The 14,194-nt window shown below is 67.7% G+C and carries 15 protein-coding genes; 5 read left to right on the top strand and 10 right to left on the bottom strand.

Annotated features, from left to right (window positions below):
• The first annotated feature begins 75 nt into the window (after nucleotides 1-75).
• Nucleotides 76-1,044 (top strand): Bug family tripartite tricarboxylate transporter substrate binding protein, encoded by a 969-nt coding sequence (locus tag QRN67_RS14535; RefSeq protein WP_106934930.1) that lies wholly within the window; start codon nucleotides 76-78, stop codon nucleotides 1,042-1,044.
• 220 nt (nucleotides 1,045-1,264) lie between these two features.
• Nucleotides 1,265-1,618, top strand: coding sequence for an alpha/beta hydrolase (locus QRN67_RS14530; protein WP_081266769.1), 354 nt, complete (start codon nucleotides 1,265-1,267; stop codon nucleotides 1,616-1,618).
• 75 nt (nucleotides 1,619-1,693) lie between these two features.
• On the opposite strand, the gene QRN67_RS14525 is transcribed toward QRN67_RS14530, so the two are convergent.
• The 8 genes from QRN67_RS14525 to QRN67_RS14490 all read right to left on the bottom strand — a co-directional run bounded on the left by QRN67_RS14525 (nucleotide 1,694) and on the right by QRN67_RS14490 (nucleotide 8,889).
• On the bottom strand, nucleotides 1,694-2,278 hold the full coding sequence (locus tag QRN67_RS14525) for a DNA-3-methyladenine glycosylase I (protein ID WP_081266681.1): 585 nt from the start codon (nucleotides 2,276-2,278) through the stop codon (nucleotides 1,694-1,696).
• Nucleotides 2,279-2,287: 9 nt separating this feature from the next.
• On the bottom strand, nucleotides 2,288-2,605 hold the full coding sequence (locus QRN67_RS14520) for a chaperone modulator CbpM (protein ID WP_081266682.1): 318 nt from the start codon (nucleotides 2,603-2,605) through the stop codon (nucleotides 2,288-2,290).
• Nucleotides 2,606-2,607: 2 nt separating this feature from the next.
• Nucleotides 2,608-3,570 carry a DnaJ C-terminal domain-containing protein gene (locus QRN67_RS14515; RefSeq protein ID WP_081266683.1) on the bottom strand — a complete coding sequence of 321 codons (963 nt, stop codon included), beginning with the start codon at nucleotides 3,568-3,570 and terminating at the stop codon, nucleotides 2,608-2,610.
• A 58-nt stretch (nucleotides 3,571-3,628) separates the two neighbouring features.
• Nucleotides 3,629-4,279, bottom strand: coding sequence for a histidine phosphatase family protein (locus QRN67_RS14510; protein ID WP_285412310.1), 651 nt, complete (start codon nucleotides 4,277-4,279; stop codon nucleotides 3,629-3,631).
• A gap of 13 nt (nucleotides 4,280-4,292) precedes the next feature.
• The gene (locus QRN67_RS14505; protein ID WP_285412308.1) at nucleotides 4,293-6,695 is read right to left on the bottom strand and encodes an acylase; all 2,403 of its coding nucleotides are present in this window, start codon (nucleotides 6,693-6,695) and stop codon (nucleotides 4,293-4,295) included.
• A 94-nt stretch (nucleotides 6,696-6,789) separates the two neighbouring features.
• Nucleotides 6,790-7,371, bottom strand: coding sequence for a glutathione S-transferase family protein (locus tag QRN67_RS14500; RefSeq protein ID WP_285412306.1), 582 nt, complete (start codon nucleotides 7,369-7,371; stop codon nucleotides 6,790-6,792).
• Nucleotides 7,372-7,398: 27 nt separating this feature from the next.
• Nucleotides 7,399-8,037: a CDP-alcohol phosphatidyltransferase family protein gene (locus QRN67_RS14495; RefSeq protein WP_081266687.1), complete on the bottom strand. Its 639-nt coding sequence runs from the start codon at nucleotides 8,035-8,037 to the stop codon at nucleotides 7,399-7,401.
• 111 nt (nucleotides 8,038-8,148) lie between these two features.
• Nucleotides 8,149-8,889: a glutamine amidotransferase gene (locus tag QRN67_RS14490; protein ID WP_285412305.1), complete on the bottom strand. Its 741-nt coding sequence runs from the start codon at nucleotides 8,887-8,889 to the stop codon at nucleotides 8,149-8,151.
• A 53-nt stretch (nucleotides 8,890-8,942) separates the two neighbouring features.
• On the opposite strand from QRN67_RS14490, the gene QRN67_RS14485 reads away from it, so the two are divergent.
• The 3 genes from QRN67_RS14485 to QRN67_RS14475 are packed head-to-tail and all read left to right on the top strand — an operon-like array spanning nucleotide 8,943 to nucleotide 10,253.
• Nucleotides 8,943-9,452 carry a hypothetical protein gene (locus tag QRN67_RS14485; protein ID WP_285412304.1) on the top strand — a complete coding sequence of 170 codons (510 nt, stop codon included), beginning with the start codon at nucleotides 8,943-8,945 and terminating at the stop codon, nucleotides 9,450-9,452.
• 13 nt (nucleotides 9,453-9,465) lie between these two features.
• Entirely contained in the window at nucleotides 9,466-9,933 is a 468-nt protein-coding gene (locus QRN67_RS14480; protein ID WP_285412303.1) for a ribonuclease HI family protein, read from the top strand.
• Between the two features lie 47 nt (nucleotides 9,934-9,980).
• Nucleotides 9,981-10,253 carry a DUF3297 family protein gene (locus tag QRN67_RS14475; RefSeq protein WP_285412302.1) on the top strand — a complete coding sequence of 91 codons (273 nt, stop codon included), beginning with the start codon at nucleotides 9,981-9,983 and terminating at the stop codon, nucleotides 10,251-10,253.
• A gap of 25 nt (nucleotides 10,254-10,278) precedes the next feature.
• Here the strand turns inward: QRN67_RS14475 and QRN67_RS14470 are convergent, their stop codons facing one another.
• Both QRN67_RS14470 and QRN67_RS14465 read right to left on the bottom strand, forming a co-directional pair.
• Entirely contained in the window at nucleotides 10,279-11,145 is an 867-nt protein-coding gene (locus QRN67_RS14470; RefSeq protein WP_285412301.1) for a DUF2272 domain-containing protein, read from the bottom strand.
• Nucleotides 11,146-11,838: 693 nt separating this feature from the next.
• Complete coding sequence (locus tag QRN67_RS14465; RefSeq protein WP_285412299.1) at nucleotides 11,839-13,884, bottom strand: ATP-dependent nuclease; 2,046 nt, start codon at nucleotides 13,882-13,884, stop codon at nucleotides 11,839-11,841.
• Nucleotides 13,885-14,194 lie beyond the last annotated feature (310 nt).

Here is a 14,194-nt window from a genome sequence, read left to right as displayed (position 1 = left end):
CATCATGAAAACGCCCGGCGTCCCGGGTTCGATCCTTCTTCCTCAGATCCCACAACAACACAGGAGACCTCACTCATGTTTCCCATCCGCATTGTTTCGCTGGCCATCGGGCTTGCCGTGTCGGTGATCGCACAGGGCGCCGCCGCCCAGGCATGGCCCACCAAGCCGATCCGGCTGGTCGTTCCCTTTTCCGCTGGCGGCGCCAACGACCTGATGGCGCGCGCGGCGGCCGAGGGCGCGTCGAAGCAGCTCGGCCAGCCGGTCATCGTCGACAACAAGCCCGGCGCGGGCGCGATCCTGGGAGCCGACGTGGTCGCCAAGAGCGCCCCTGACGGCTACACCTTTCTCGTGAGCGCGGCCGGCGTGGTGTCGAACAGCATGATCAAGAAGAGCATGCCGTACAAGGACGATGCGCTGGTGCCGGTTGCGATGATCGGTCTGGCGCCTTCGGTCATCGTGGTGCCGGCCAATGCGCCCTACAAAGACTTGAAGGAGTTCGTCGCGGCCTCCAAGAAGTCCGGCGGCGGCTTCCACTGGGCCACCGCGGGCACGGGCAGCACGCCGCATTTCGTCGAAGGCATTCTCGAGACGAAGTACGGCAGCAAGCTCGACGTGGTGCCCTACAAGAGCGGCTCGGAGTCGATCACCGCGGTGCTCGGCAGCCAGGTCGAGGCCACCTCGGAAGCCAGCATCGTGGTGCTGCCCTATGTGAAGAGCGGCAAGCTGAAGGCGCTGGCCGGCACCTGGACGCAGCGCATTTCGGCGTACCCCGACCTGCCCACGGCGGCGGAAGAGGGCTTCCCCGAAATCCGCATCGCCCACTGGGCCGGCGTGCATGCGCCGCGCGGCACGCCCGACGCCATCCTGGACAAGATGGCCGCGGCCGTCGACGCCGCGATGAAGGCCCCGGCCACGGTCGAGCGCCTGAAGGGCATGGGCATCGAGCCCATCGGCGGCACGCGGGCGAGCTTCACCAAGTTCGTCGACGAAGAGCGCGTGCGGCTTGGCGGCGTGGTCAAGGCCACGGGCATGAAGGAAGACTAGCAACTGGCACGCAATGTGCGTGCAGCTTGTCGAGCCGTGAGCGGATAGGCAGATCGGCACGTTTCCAGCGCATGAAAGGGCAATTGAGTTAGCGGCGTCAGAAAGTTCCTCGTCATTGTTTCAATTTCATGAACACTGCGGTTCGATTGAATAGGGTTTTCCCTAGGAATCGTGGTGCACACTTGAGGCACTCAAAAGCCCAATGAAGAAGGAAATTGAAATGAAGACCTCGAACATCCTCGCCGCCGCCGCTCTGTCCCTGCTCGCCGCCGCTGGCGCCCACGCAGAAACCTACGAAGGCGTGCAGCCCCTGACCTCCGGCTACAGCCGCGCCGACGTGGCGCCCCAAGCCGTGGCAGCCGCCCGTGCCGGCAACGCCTACGGCGACAACGAAGGCGCCGCATCGACCGCAACCCCGGTCCTGGCCGCTTCCGTCGACCGCGCCACCGTTCGTAGCCAGGCCGTCGCCGCTGCACACGCACCCGGCCAGAACCTGCGCCCCGAAACCTTCGCCGGCAGCGTGATCCCCGCTCAAGCCAAGAGCCTGAGCTTCACGCGCCAAGCCGGCCTGTAATCGATGAAGGCGGCGCAAGCCGCTTCGGTCACAAGCCAATGAAAACCGGACCTGCGAAAGCAGCGTCCGGTTTTTTCATTGGGGCCCGGCTTTGTGCCTGGCGCCGTGCCTGTGGCAGTCCGCGGCATGGTCGTCGACGATGCCGGTGGCCTGCATCCATGCGTAGACGATCACCGGCCCGACGAACTTGAAGCCGCGCTTTTTCAGTGCGGCGGAGATTTCCTCCGACAGCGGCGTCTTCACAGGCACGCTTCCGGTGCGGTTCACGATGGGCTTGCCGCCCGCCATGCCCCAGATGAATTCAGAGAAGTCTTCGCCCGCCGCCTGCATGGCGAGGTAGGCGCGCGCGTTGCCGATGGTGGCCTCGATCTTCGAGCGCGAGCGCACGATGCCGGCGTCCTGCATGAGCCGTTCGATGTCGGCTTCGGTGAACTTGACGATCTTCTCGGGCACGAAGCCCTTGAAGGCTTTGCGGAAGGCTTCGCGCTTGCGCAGGATGGTGAGCCACGACAGGCCGGCCTGGAAGCCGTCGAGCATGAGCTTCTCCCACAGCGCGCGGCTGTCGTGCTCGGGCACGCCCCATTCGGCGTCGTGGTAGGCGGCCAGGAGCGGGTCGGTCTGGGCCCAGGCGCATCGGATTTTCGGGGGCTGTTGGCTCATCCCGCCCGCCTAGCCCAGCCTGTGCGCGTGCAGCATCGCCTTCAGCCGCCGCACTTCGTGCTGCAGGTCGAGGATCAGCGCCGCCGCGTCCAGCCCCACGCCGAAGTCGCGTTCCAGCCGGCGCGCCTCGAGTGCGTATTGCAGGTCGGTGCTCGAAAACTGCCAGCGCTCGGGCTGTGTCTCGGGCGTTTCGATGCGAAGGATGCCGACCTCCACCAGTTGCACCACCCATGCGGTGTCGGCGCCCACGGCATGCGCCAGGTCGCTGGCCGCGAGCGGCTGCGAGGCGCTGATGGCGGTGGCGGTCGTGAGTGTGAAATTCACCATGCTCAGACTCCCAGATGCTGGCGTGGGTTGAACGATGCCGTGGCTTGCGCCAGCTGCTCGTAGGCCTTGCGGGCATCGTCGCTGTCGGCGGGCGGCAGCGCGATTTCGATCAGCAGGTACAGGTCGCCGGGCGTCTTCCCCGCGAGGCCCCGGCCCTTGAGCCGCAGCTTCATGCCGCCGCGCGCATTGCGGGGCACGGTCACCTCGACCAGGCCGCCGGTCGGCGTCGGCACCTGCACTTGCGCGCCCAGCGCCGCCTCGGCGGGCGTGACGGGCAGCGTCATGTACAGGTCGCGCTCTTCCACGCGGTACAGCTTGTGCGGCGCGATGCGCACTTCGAGGTACAGGTCGCCCGGCGGCTCGCCGCCGTGGCCGGGCATGCCTTGCCCCGCGAGGCGGATGAACTGGCCCGGGTGCACGCCCGGCGGAATCTTCACGCTGAGCGTGCGGTTCTCCCAATGGGGATGGCCCTGCGCGTCGAGCGTCTGCGCGCGCAGCGTGATCTCGCGCTCGGCGCCGTTGAGAGCGTCTTCGAGGGCGATCTCGATGGCCGCGTGGTGGTCTTCGCCGCGCGCCTTGTAGTTCTTGCGCGTGGCGCCGCGCCGCTCGGCCTCTCCGAAGAGCGAAGAGAAGAACTCGCTGAAGTCGGCGTGGTCCGCGGGGCCCTGGTTGGGGCCGCGGTGGAACTCGAAGCCTTCGTCCCAGCCCGGCGGCGGCTGGAAGTGGCCGTCGGGGCTGCCGCCGCGCGCGACGCGCTCGGCCAGCGCGTCGTAGGCGGCGCGTTTTTCCTTGTCGCCCAGTACGTCCTTGGCCTCGTTGATGTCGCGCATGCGCTTCTCGGCGTCGGGCTCCTTGCTGACGTCGGGGTGGTACTTGCGGGCGAGCTTGCGATAGGCCTTGCGCACCTCGTCGTCGGACGCGGTGCGGTCGATGCCCAGAGCGCTGTAGTAGTCCTTGAATTCCATGGTGTGTGGCGGTTCGTTGTATGGACGGCTGGTATGGCTCGGGGCGCTTCGCGGGGTGCTAGGCCAGGGCCGCCTCGCCGTCTGTGTCTGCATGCCGCCGCAGCGGCGTCACGGCCCATGTGGGGCCGCTGCGTTCGAAACGCAATGGCTGCGCATTGCCCAGGAGCTTGAAATCGACCGGCACGCCCAGCAGCGCGGCCAGGGCGTACAGCGTGCCGCCGTGCGCCACCACCAGTACCGGGGCGGGCTGGCGCAGGGCTGCGTCGAGCGCGGCGCGCTTGCGCACGACGAACTGCGTGAGCGTCTCGCCGCCCTCGGGCTCGCAGGCCCAGTCGATGTTGGCCGACGAAGTGCCGATCAACGCGCCGAAATTGCGCTCGCGCAGCGCTTCGTGCGCCGTGGGCGCCAGCCGCAGCGCGGCGGCCACCGTGTTCGCGGTGTCGAAGGCGCGCCGCGCATCGCTGCAGACGATGGTGCGGATCGGCTCGCCCGCCAGCAGCCCGGCGGCGCGTGCCGCCTGCTGCAGGCCGAGTTCGCTCAGCGGCTCGTCCGGCGCCTGGAAGATGCGCTGCGCATTGCGCCCGGTCTGGCCGTGGCGCAGGAAGTAGAAATGGTCGCAGGCCGGCGAGAGCGGCTGCGCCGCCGCGATGCGGATCAGCTCGTCGAGCCCGCCCGCGGCGGTGTGGGAAGGGGAAGTCTGTTGCGGCATGGACGAAATGATGTCAGTACGCGAGCTGCAGCGGCGCGCCCTCGCGCTGTGCCCGCACGTCGGCGGGGTGGAACGGCAGCGGGTGCCACTGCTTGGCCGCGAACAGCGGCAGCTGGTCGTAGGCGCGCGGCGAGGCCGGGTCGCTGCTCTGGCCGTAGGTCAGCAGGCCCTGGGCGACGGGGCCGTTGGCGTCGAAGGTCACGACCTGCATGTAGCTGCTGCCGTAGTTGACGTTGTAGCCCTTCGGGTCGATCAGCGACTGGCCCTGCGACTCCAGCTTGTTGAGCACGCCCTCGAACTCGTCGCCGCCATGCAGCGCGATCTTCTGGCCGCGCACCAGGCGCGATTGCGGCACGCCCAGCGGCACGTCGGCTGCGAAGCCGGCGGTGCGCAAGATGCCGACCGCCTCGCCCAGCGCCTTGAACACCGCGTCGCGCGTGGCGGGCGCGGCCATGTCGAGCCCGACCGGCGTCGCCACGGGTTGGGTGGGGTCGAAGGGCACGCGCCAGACCTTCGGTACGTCCTTGGTCTTGCGCCAGAACTCGCGGAACAGCGCCGCGCCCTTCGAATCGGCATTGCTGGTGCGGTCCCAGGCCGACAGCACGCGGCAGCCGAGGGCCTGGTCGGTATTCAGCGTGCCGGCACTGGCCCGGCAGGCGGCCTGCAGGTCGTCCATCACCAGCATGCCGGCGAGGTTCTTGTCGCGGAAGATCACGCTGCGCAGCTCGGCCGCGCCCATGCGGTTGCCGGGCAGGCCGTCGCTGCCCGCCAGGCGGCCCCGGATTTCCATGATGGCGCTGCGCGTGCGCAACCGCTGCGGCACGCCCACGGGGCCTACCAGCGGCGAGACGCCCGCCATCGGCGCGGTCTCGGGGTTGCTGAGCCAGAAGCTGTCGTTGCTGTTCTGCACGTAGTCCGGCGTGATGACCACCGGCATGCGGGCCGGCGCGATGACGCCGGGCGCGGCGGCCGCGCTGTCGCGGTTCCAGGCGCAGGCGCTGCGCGAACCGTCGAGCACCGGCAGCCCGGCCGCATTGAGCAGCGCGGCGGCGGCGGGCGAGGGCGCGCAGGCCTTGAGCATGTCGGCCGACACGTCGGGCACCACCGACAGGTCGGCGTACATGGCGTTGCCGTCGCGGTCGGCGGCGATGGTGTTGATCCACGGCATGCCCTGGTTGCCCATGGCGGCGCGCAGCTCGGCCACGTTGCGGGCCTGGGCCATCTTCATCCAGCTCTCGGCCGAGCGCACGTTCAGCGTGTTGGCGTCGCGGATGGCGTAGGCCTTCTGCGCGGTCCAGCCCAGGCCGGCGCGCGGCAGCGAGATCACCGGGCCCCAGTCGGTCGAATAGAAGGTGTGCTGCAGCGGCGCGGCGCTGCCGCCCGTTGCCGCGGCCGGCAGCACCACGGTGCGCGCCACCATCTTCTTCGGCTGGCCGTCGACCAGGTACACCGTCGGGTCGCTGGGGTCGAGCTTCAGCTCGTACAGCGTGAAGCGCTTGCCCGTCGACACGGTGTGCGTCCAGGCCACGTCCTTGTTGAAGCCGATGGCCACCACCGGGCTCAGGCCGCCGGTGGCGCCCATCACGTCGACCTTGCCGGGAATGGTCAGGTGCATTTCCCAGAAGCGGTTGGTGCCGGTCCAGGGGAAGTGCGGGTTGCCCAGCAGCAGGCCGCGGCCGTCCGGCGTGGCGTTGCGCCCGAACGCCCAGCCGTTGGAGCCGAGTTCGCCGCCCTCGGGATTGGCGTTGAAGCTGTGGCGGCCGATTTCGGCGACGGCTTCCTTCAGCGCGACCGGCGCGGCGCTCGTCCTGGCGCCGGGGGCGGGCGGCACTGCGGCCAGCACCGCGCCGGCCAGCGCGCCCAGGCCGCCCTGGATCATCGACATCTCGGTGGCGCGCGACAAGTCGGCCGCCGTCATCGGCCGCACCCAGGGCTTGCCGCGGCATTCGGCGGGCAGGCCATTCGCGCCGGCATCCTGCAAATAGCGGTTGTAGCCGGCCACGTAGCCGCGCAGCGCCGCCTGCACGTCGGGGCTGGTGGTGGCGCCCGCGCGCGCCAGGGCCGCGTCGTCCATGTGATAGCGGATGAACAGGTCGATCTGCGCATTCGGCGCGCGGCCCAGGCCCAGGTCGCCGGTGTTCTGCGGGCCCAGGAACTGCGAGCGGTCGCCGCGCAGCGTGAGCAGGTGTTCGGCGGTCTGGCAGACGTTGTCCTGCGCATGCGCATAGGCGCTGCCGTACGCAAGCCCTTCGTAGTCGGGCGCGGTGATGTGCGCGATGCCGAAGGTGGTGCGTTCGATGGTCACGCTGCGCCCGCCGGGCGGCGGCGTGCTCGCGCAGGCGGCGAGCAGGGCGGCCAGGCCCATGGAAAGGGCAGTGAGCGCAAAACGGGAGGGCGTGGCGTTCTTCGATGTCATGCGGGCGTCTCTATTGTTGGAATGGAACAAGCAAGCCGATTAAAGGACGAGCCTTTGCCGCGCGATGTCACCAGCGCGGCATGCCGCGCCGTATTCAGCCGAATTTCATGCCCTTGGGGCGGGCCTGCAGCCGGTTGATGTAGGCGTCGATCTTCGGGCGGTTCGAGCGGCCGCCGAATGCGCGGTGCCAGATGAACATGGAGCCGATCATCACGTCGGCCGCCGTGAACTGCGAGCCGAACAGGTAGGGCCCGTCGCCGAGTTCGCGCTCGACCGCATCCTTGGCGGTCTCGAAGTCGGTCCAGCCGCGGGCGCTGTTGTTGCTGCGGATCTTCAAGAGGCTGTCGCCCATCGCCGGCTCGAGCTGCGAGGTCGAATAGACCATCAGCGACAGGTAGCGCCCCCGGTCGACCGAGCCGACAGGCGGTGCCAGCCGCTTGCCGGGAAACTTCTCGGCCAGGTACATGCAGATGGCCGCGTTCTCGAACACGCGCGCGCGGCCGTCCACCAGCGCGGGCAGCTTGCCCGCCGGGTTGATCTTCAGGTACTCGGGCTTCTTGTGCGCCTTCTCGCGGATGAGCGTGGTCACGATCTCATAGGGCGCGCCGGTCTCGTCGAGCATCCATTTGGCGACCTGCGAGCGGCTTTGCGGGTCGAAATAAAGCTTCATGGTCATCGCGGTGTCTCCTTGGTCTGGCGGAACTCAGAACTTCGGAATGCGCAGGGTCTTGCTGATCATCAGCGTGCCCGAGAGCGCGAACATCAGCACCAGCGGATGCAGCTGCCACGGGCCGATGGTCCAGGCGCCGCCCCATACCGAGGCACCGATGCTGCCCTGCCACGCGGCATAGGCCAGCACGGCCACCAGCACCACGCTGGTGGGAATGGGCGTGCCCTCGAAATACTTCACCTTGTCGGCGCCGGCGGACAGCGCCTCGGCCGTCACGTTGTAGCGCGCGAGCCGGCTCACGCCGCAGCCGACGAAATAGATCAGCAGCACGCAGTCCCAGCCGCCGTTCAGCCCCGCCGCAAAGCCCAGCGCGGCCGGCGCCACGCCGAAGGAAATGATGTCGGCCAGCGAGTCGAGTTCGCGGCCCAGGGCCGACTGCGTCTGCCGCCAGCGCGCGATGCGCCCGTCGAACACGTCGAAGATGAATGCCGCGGGCGCCAGCGCCGCCGCCCACAGGAACTGCGGGAGCGACTGGCTGGCCATGAAGGCCATTGCCAGGAAAACCGCGCCCACCCCGCATGCCGCATTGCCGAGCGTGAAGACGTCGGCCAGGTGGAATTCCCGGATCATCGAAAAATGCTTGCGAGCCGGCGCGGGCGAGGGAGTGGTCATGGAAAGGTGTGGAGCGATGGGCGAATGGACCGCACCTTAACCCAAGCGCCGGGCGCCCCTTGTAGTCGCGGTCCGACGGCTACAGAGGGCCGCGATGGACCCCGATCGGGCTCAAACGCCCTGGCGCGCCTCGGCGATCCGCGCAAAGCGGCCGAGCAGGCTGGCGGCCGCGCCGGTCTCGCTCACGCCGTTGCGCAGCGCTTGCGGGTCGGCGCCCATGGCGGTCAGTTCGCCGCGCAGGTTGTCGATGTAGCCGCGCATCGCCTCGGCGTCGAATTCCGGATGGAACTGCACGCCCCAGGCATGCTTGCCTGCGCGAAAGGCATGCACCGGCTCATGCGCGCTGGCGGCCAGCGGCACCGCGCCTTCGGGCAGGCGCAGCGCGCTCTGCCAGTGCACCGCGTTGGCCGGAAACTGCGCGGGCAGGCCGCCCAGCAGCGGGTCGGTGGCGGCTGCCTCGGTGAGCGACACCGTCACCGTGCCGACCTCCGCGCCGCCCGGGTGGTTGCCGGCCTCGCCGCCGAGCGCATGCGCCAGCAACTGGTGCCCGTAGCAGATGCCGAGCACCGGCGTGTCGAGCGCCACCGCCTTCGCGAGCCACGCGGCCGTGGTTTCGCTCCACGGTTCGCGGTGCGACACCATCGCATGCGAGCCGGTGACGACCACGCCGGCCACCTGGACGGGGTCGGGCAGGGTGTCGCCGCGGCGCGGGTCGATCACCAGGATGGGAAGCGTCTGCGTGCCGAGTCCGTCGGCAACCCAGTGTTCGAAGTCGCCACGGCGGGCGCGCAGCGCGTCGAAGGTGCCTCCGACCTTGACGATGACGAGGGGGAGCGGGGGGCTGTTGTCCATGACGCGATCATGCCGCAGGTGCGCTGCGGCCCCGCTGCGGCTACAGTGGCGCGATGCGCGCATTGGCACTCCTCATTCCGGCGATCCTTGCCGTGGCCGCGGCGGCGTCCCCCGGCGGTGCCCGCGCGGAAGTGATCCGCTGCACCGATGCCAGCGGCGCCGTCTCTTACACCAACGTCGAATGCCCGGCAGGCAGCAAGCAGGCCCGGCAGGTGCCTATCCTCGAATCGCCGCCGCCCGACCCGGCGCGCCGCGACTCTTCGTCCACGCCGCAGCGCTCCGCGCCGCCGTCTCCGCCGCCATCCTCGCCGCCCAGCCGGGTGGCGAGCAACCCGCCCTCGGGGCCGGCCATCATCCCGCGCTTCCCCGCAGAGACGCAGCCGCAGCCGGCGGCGGAGCCACCGGGCGTCGTCGTGTTGAGCCCCGATCCGTACTACGACCCCTACTACGACGGCGCACGCCCGATCCGCAGGCCGCGGCCCCCGCATGCGGTCGACCCCGGTCCGCCGCCCGGCCAGCGGCCCTGCCAGAACCTGGCCGGCATCAAGCGCAACAACTGCTGAACAAGAAGAGCGAATGAGCGGCGACGGTTCCGTGGCCACGGGGCTCCCGTGGGTGGTTCACTGCGACGGCAGCGCCATGCCCAACCCGGGCCGCATGGGCATCGGCGCAGTCATCACCGCGCCCGACGGCAGCCGGCACACGCTGTCGCAGGCGACGCACGCCATCGGCTGCAACAACGAGGCCGAGCTGCTGGCGCTGACCGCCGCGCTCCACGCATTGCGCGACAAGGGCGCCACCGCCGTGCTGGCCTACAGCGACAACAGCACGCTGGTCGAGCAGCTCGCCGCGCCGGGCGCCAGACCCATCGAGCGCATGGCCCCGCTGTTCGACGATGCCCGCGCGCTGCTCGGCAGCTTCGCCCAGGCGCGTGTGCAATGGATTCCGCGCCACCGCAACGGCGAGGCCGACGCACTGGCCCGCGCCGCGCTCGGCTTCGGCCCCAAGCCGCCGCCGAGGCACGGAAAGAAAAAGCGTCGTTAGAGTGCCGCGGGGGTAGGGGCCGGCCGGAGCCCCTATCATCACGCGCCATGACCGAAGCCACTCCCACTCCTTCTTCTTCTTCTTCTTCCCTCCCGCCCCTTCCCGACCACCTGTCTTCCGATCCGCGCAGCCCCCACCACCTGGCGGCCGCCTTCGAAGGCGACATCGGCATCCGATTCAACGGCAAGGAGCGCCTCGACGTCGAGGAATACTGCATCAGCGAAGGCTGGATCAAGGTGCCCGCCGGCAAGACGCTTGATCGCAAGGGCAAGCCCCTGCTGCTCAAGCTCAAGGGCAAGGTCGAGGCGTACTACAAGTAAGCGGCGCGCTTTTTTTGTTTCTCGATCAGCGCCACTGAAGCAGCAGCGACCACGGCTGCCGGCTCATGTGGCGGTCGATGCAGCCCGCCGCGCCGGGCGTGCATCCCTCGGGCAGATAGCTCGGGTCCAGCCAGCGCGTGCCCGGCGCAAAGTCCAGCCGGCGCCGCGTGACCGACTGCAGCACGTTGCCGCCAATCGTGTCGAAGCCCGTCGCATCGACGGCCACCACCACATCGCAATGCATCGGCAGCGCATCGCCGCCGGTGGGCCGCGTCGCCAGCACCTCGCCGATCTTGTCGAAAGTGTCGAGGTCCGCGCCAGCGCCGCGCGCCTGGCAGACCAGATCGCCCACGCGAGGCGGCGTGCGCGTCAGGTCGCAGGCACGCAGGGCGTAGCGCGTCGGGCGCCCGGCCTGCTCCTCGATGCCTGCCTGCCACGCGGCACCCGCGTAGTCCACGTGCGCTTCGGAGAAGACGAACTCGTCTCCCGCCAGCCCCGCCTGCCGCGCGAGCCAGCTGATGAAGGCCGCCGACCACGGCGTGTCGATCACCGCGACCCGCTTCAATGCGACATCGACCGCGCGCAGCTCCGGCGAGTCCAGCCCCTCGTCGGGCCCCACGCCCATGCCCTGGAGGCGCGCGGCCGAAGCCTCGTTCAGCGACTGCATCAGCAACTGCCGGTAGGCCGGCCGCAGCCCGCCGTAGCGCACTCGCGAAGGCAACAGCGGATCGACCGCCTGCCAGTAGCCGACCACCCGCTCCCAGGGCGCAAGGCCTGGCACGGTGCGGCGCGTGTCCTCGGCCTCGGAGTCGCCGTCCGTCGTCATGCGGCCCTCGGCATCCATCGTCTGCCCGCCGAAGGCTTCGTGCTCCTGCATGGCGAAGGTGGCCATGGCAAGGGCGCGTGCGGGGGAGGGGGATTGGAGCGCGGTGTCGAGGCAGCCTGGGGCGGCGAGTGCCGGCGCGCAGGCGCTGGCGAGGCACAGGGCGGCCAGGGCTGACTTGGCTTGGTGCGGGAGAGAAGAGGGGGAGGCGTTCTGTCGCGGCATGTGGTCGGGGAGCATAGCCCGGTGTGTCGCGCGGGGGGTGCAGGCAGAACTCGGATACCGGTGCTGGTTTTTTTCCTGCGGCAATCGCTGGCTGACACTCTGCTTGGTGAGGGCGGCGTGTGCGGGCGGATCTTGTGGCGAAGACTTGATGGTGCGGGCGATGGCAGTGGCGGGCTTTTGCGCCTAGGGGCGGCTTTGCAGCGATTGCGGTCTGACAAGGTAGTAGGGCGGAAGGCCTCGACCGGCCTCCGTTCGCGCCGACAACATCAGCCCTCGTCCTTCCTCAGGCGAACGCGGAGGCCCGGCGGGCTCCAGCTCTTGGAGTGCCGCTCGTGCCATGTCGCTCATATTCGCAGGCAGTTCCGGTACAGCGATCGACTTTCTGGCTTTCACGCCTATTCCCTTTTTTTGAGCCACGGTTCAGACCTGCGCGTCTACGAAGTCGCAGGACTGCGTCAAGAACGAGCGCAGGTTGCGCGAGATCACACGCTGCAGGGCTACCGGATATGCCGGGTATCGGAGACTCGCGAAGGTCAATCAGCCTCCCTCCGGTAGCGCTGAGTCAGAGGTGGGCGAAGCAGCTCCTGTTGCCGGTGCTGCAGCAGGTCCCTTGAAGCGGATATGGTTTGCCTGTCCGTTCGCCTCGGCCCAGTCCTTGATCTTGATGCCCAACCAGGTCAGGTAGTCGCCGGTACCCAGCGCGCCGTCAGCGAATGGCTCGTACTGGTCTGAGTCCTGCAAGTCCGCCATTAGGGCCTGGACTCGCAGCGCCATGGCATCGTCCTTGGCCACCGTCAGATAGGTGTTCAGCGGCTTGTCCTTGGACTCCTCCTCCTCACCGCCGAGGAAGCGCTCGAAGTCGGGCACGCTGATCCTGTGCCGGGCGGCCAGGCCAGCCTTTCGGGCCTTGAGCACTGCCTCGCGGATTTTGCCGTTCTCGGTCCACATGCCGTTGCGGTGCCCGTTCGATTTGTATGGCGGGTCTACATCGTGCACGATGCCGAAGTCAATCTTGAAGTGGGTCATGACCTTTATAAGCGGCACCAGAATGGCTTTGCCCCTAGCGCGGATGACTGTCACCTCGTCCATGAGTCCGTGCCCACGCTCAATGATGGACGACATGAAGGCAGCATGCTCCGTGTCTCCCTCGACGAGCACGGGGTAGGAGCCGAAGAACACTTCGGAGAAGCTCGGGTCGATGTGCTGGAGGGCCTGCAGGCGCTGCTTGTCGTCGTCTTGGAACTCGAATTCAATTTCGTCCGAACGATAGGTCTTAGGCGCCATCGGCGCATCGTCATCTTCACTCTCGCGTTCAAGGCGAATGATGGTCGTGTGATCCTCGAACGGGTTGACGAAGTGGGGCGAATGGGTGGTCATGATGACTTGCCAGTCGGGATGTTTCGCCAGTTCGTACAGGTGGCGTTGCGCAGCCCTTGCAGCCATTGGGTGCAACGCGTTCTCCGGCTCATCGATCAACAGTAAGTAGCCCGGAAACGCTGGGTCGTCCTCGCTGTCGGGAATGTTGCCGTCTTCGTCGTGAGCTTTCAGGCGTGAGGTGGATTCCGCGATGATCTTGTCGTAGGCCTGCAGATCAGCTTCCTTGGCTTTCCCCGGTCCCTTGTCCGCCTCCTTCTTGCGCTTCACCCGGGCTGCTTCCAGTTCCTTCTCCAGCCGCTTCCTGTACTCCTGCCGGACCTCGTTGTCGCGTGACAACTCGTTGTGGACCTGGAGCATGGACCAGAAGAGCGCGCGCCGTGCGCCGGTTCCCTGCTGGTGGAGCGACGTCTGCGTCTTTCCATCCTGGACGATAAGACTTGAGCCCGTTTTGAGGAGGTCGGCGAGCTTGGGCACGATCGGACTCGCCGCGACGTTCAGTTTCACGTCCAGGCGCGGGAACACCCGCTTGAACCCTTGTGCCACTCGGCCTGATATGCCGTTGAAGTGCTTCTCGTGCACGCCGCTTAGTGATTTGACTCGCGTCGTGACGCTTGCAAGAGCGAGGGAAAGCGCGGACGCCGGATCGATCCGTTCCTTCTCTAGGCCGACCAACAGCGGACCCAGCGCTAGGGTGAGCAGCATCTCCTCGGTCTTCGCTGCGTCATCCAGCGACCCGATGCGAAGCGCACGGGGCAACCTGGAATTGAAGACTGGATCCGCGCCCCCGGCCTTGCCGTCCTCAGCCCACGCCCCCTTTGCGTCGGCGCCTCCAGACGGATCCCAAGTTGTGCGGACCTTCTGATACTTGTCGGGTGCCCATTGCCAGCGGCTCTTGACGATTCGCAACCCGTCCTTCGCCTCCTTCCACCGCGAATCGACGTTACCAATGCTGTCTGGGATATGAACCTCCAGAATCACTTCGGAGGGCTTGTCCGACGGCGCATGCAGGCAGCGGTCCTTGTTCTCATCAAACTGGACTGAACCTTTGGCCAGTTCGTAGGCTCGCAGGATGGTGGACTTGCCTGCGTTGTTCTTGCCGACCAGGCAAACAACATTGTCTAGTTCGATCTCTACGCCGTCGTCGCCGATGCATCCGATGTTGCGCACGGTGATTCGTACGAGCTTGGATCGATTTGCTCCTGCCATGTGTATCCCCTATTGCATAAATATGTTGTTGTTAAACAGGCGTAGTAGCAGTGGCGGCAGGACGATAAACGCCGGACTTTCGCCGGGCGCCTGTCCGCCGAGTCATCGGTACTAGGTGACCGGTGTTGGCGAGAGCCTCCGCTCGGGCCTAGAACTGTGAGTGACTCAGATCAGCCTAGAGCCGACTTTTCATCGCACCTTACGATGCGAGCACACCGCAATTTCTGATGTTCAGAAAGGCTGCTACCCGTACCTCTGTTGATTTCCATCCAGAAGTGACCCACTTGGCCCGGTGATTTCCATCTAAATC

Origin of the sequence: Variovorax sp. efr-133-TYG-130, assembly GCF_030208835.1 — a bacterium.
In the GTDB taxonomy this organism is placed as follows: Bacteria; Pseudomonadota; Gammaproteobacteria; order Burkholderiales; family Burkholderiaceae_C; genus Variovorax.
Note: the sequence above shows the minus strand (reverse complement) of the source record. Positions and strands in the feature narration are given on the sequence as shown.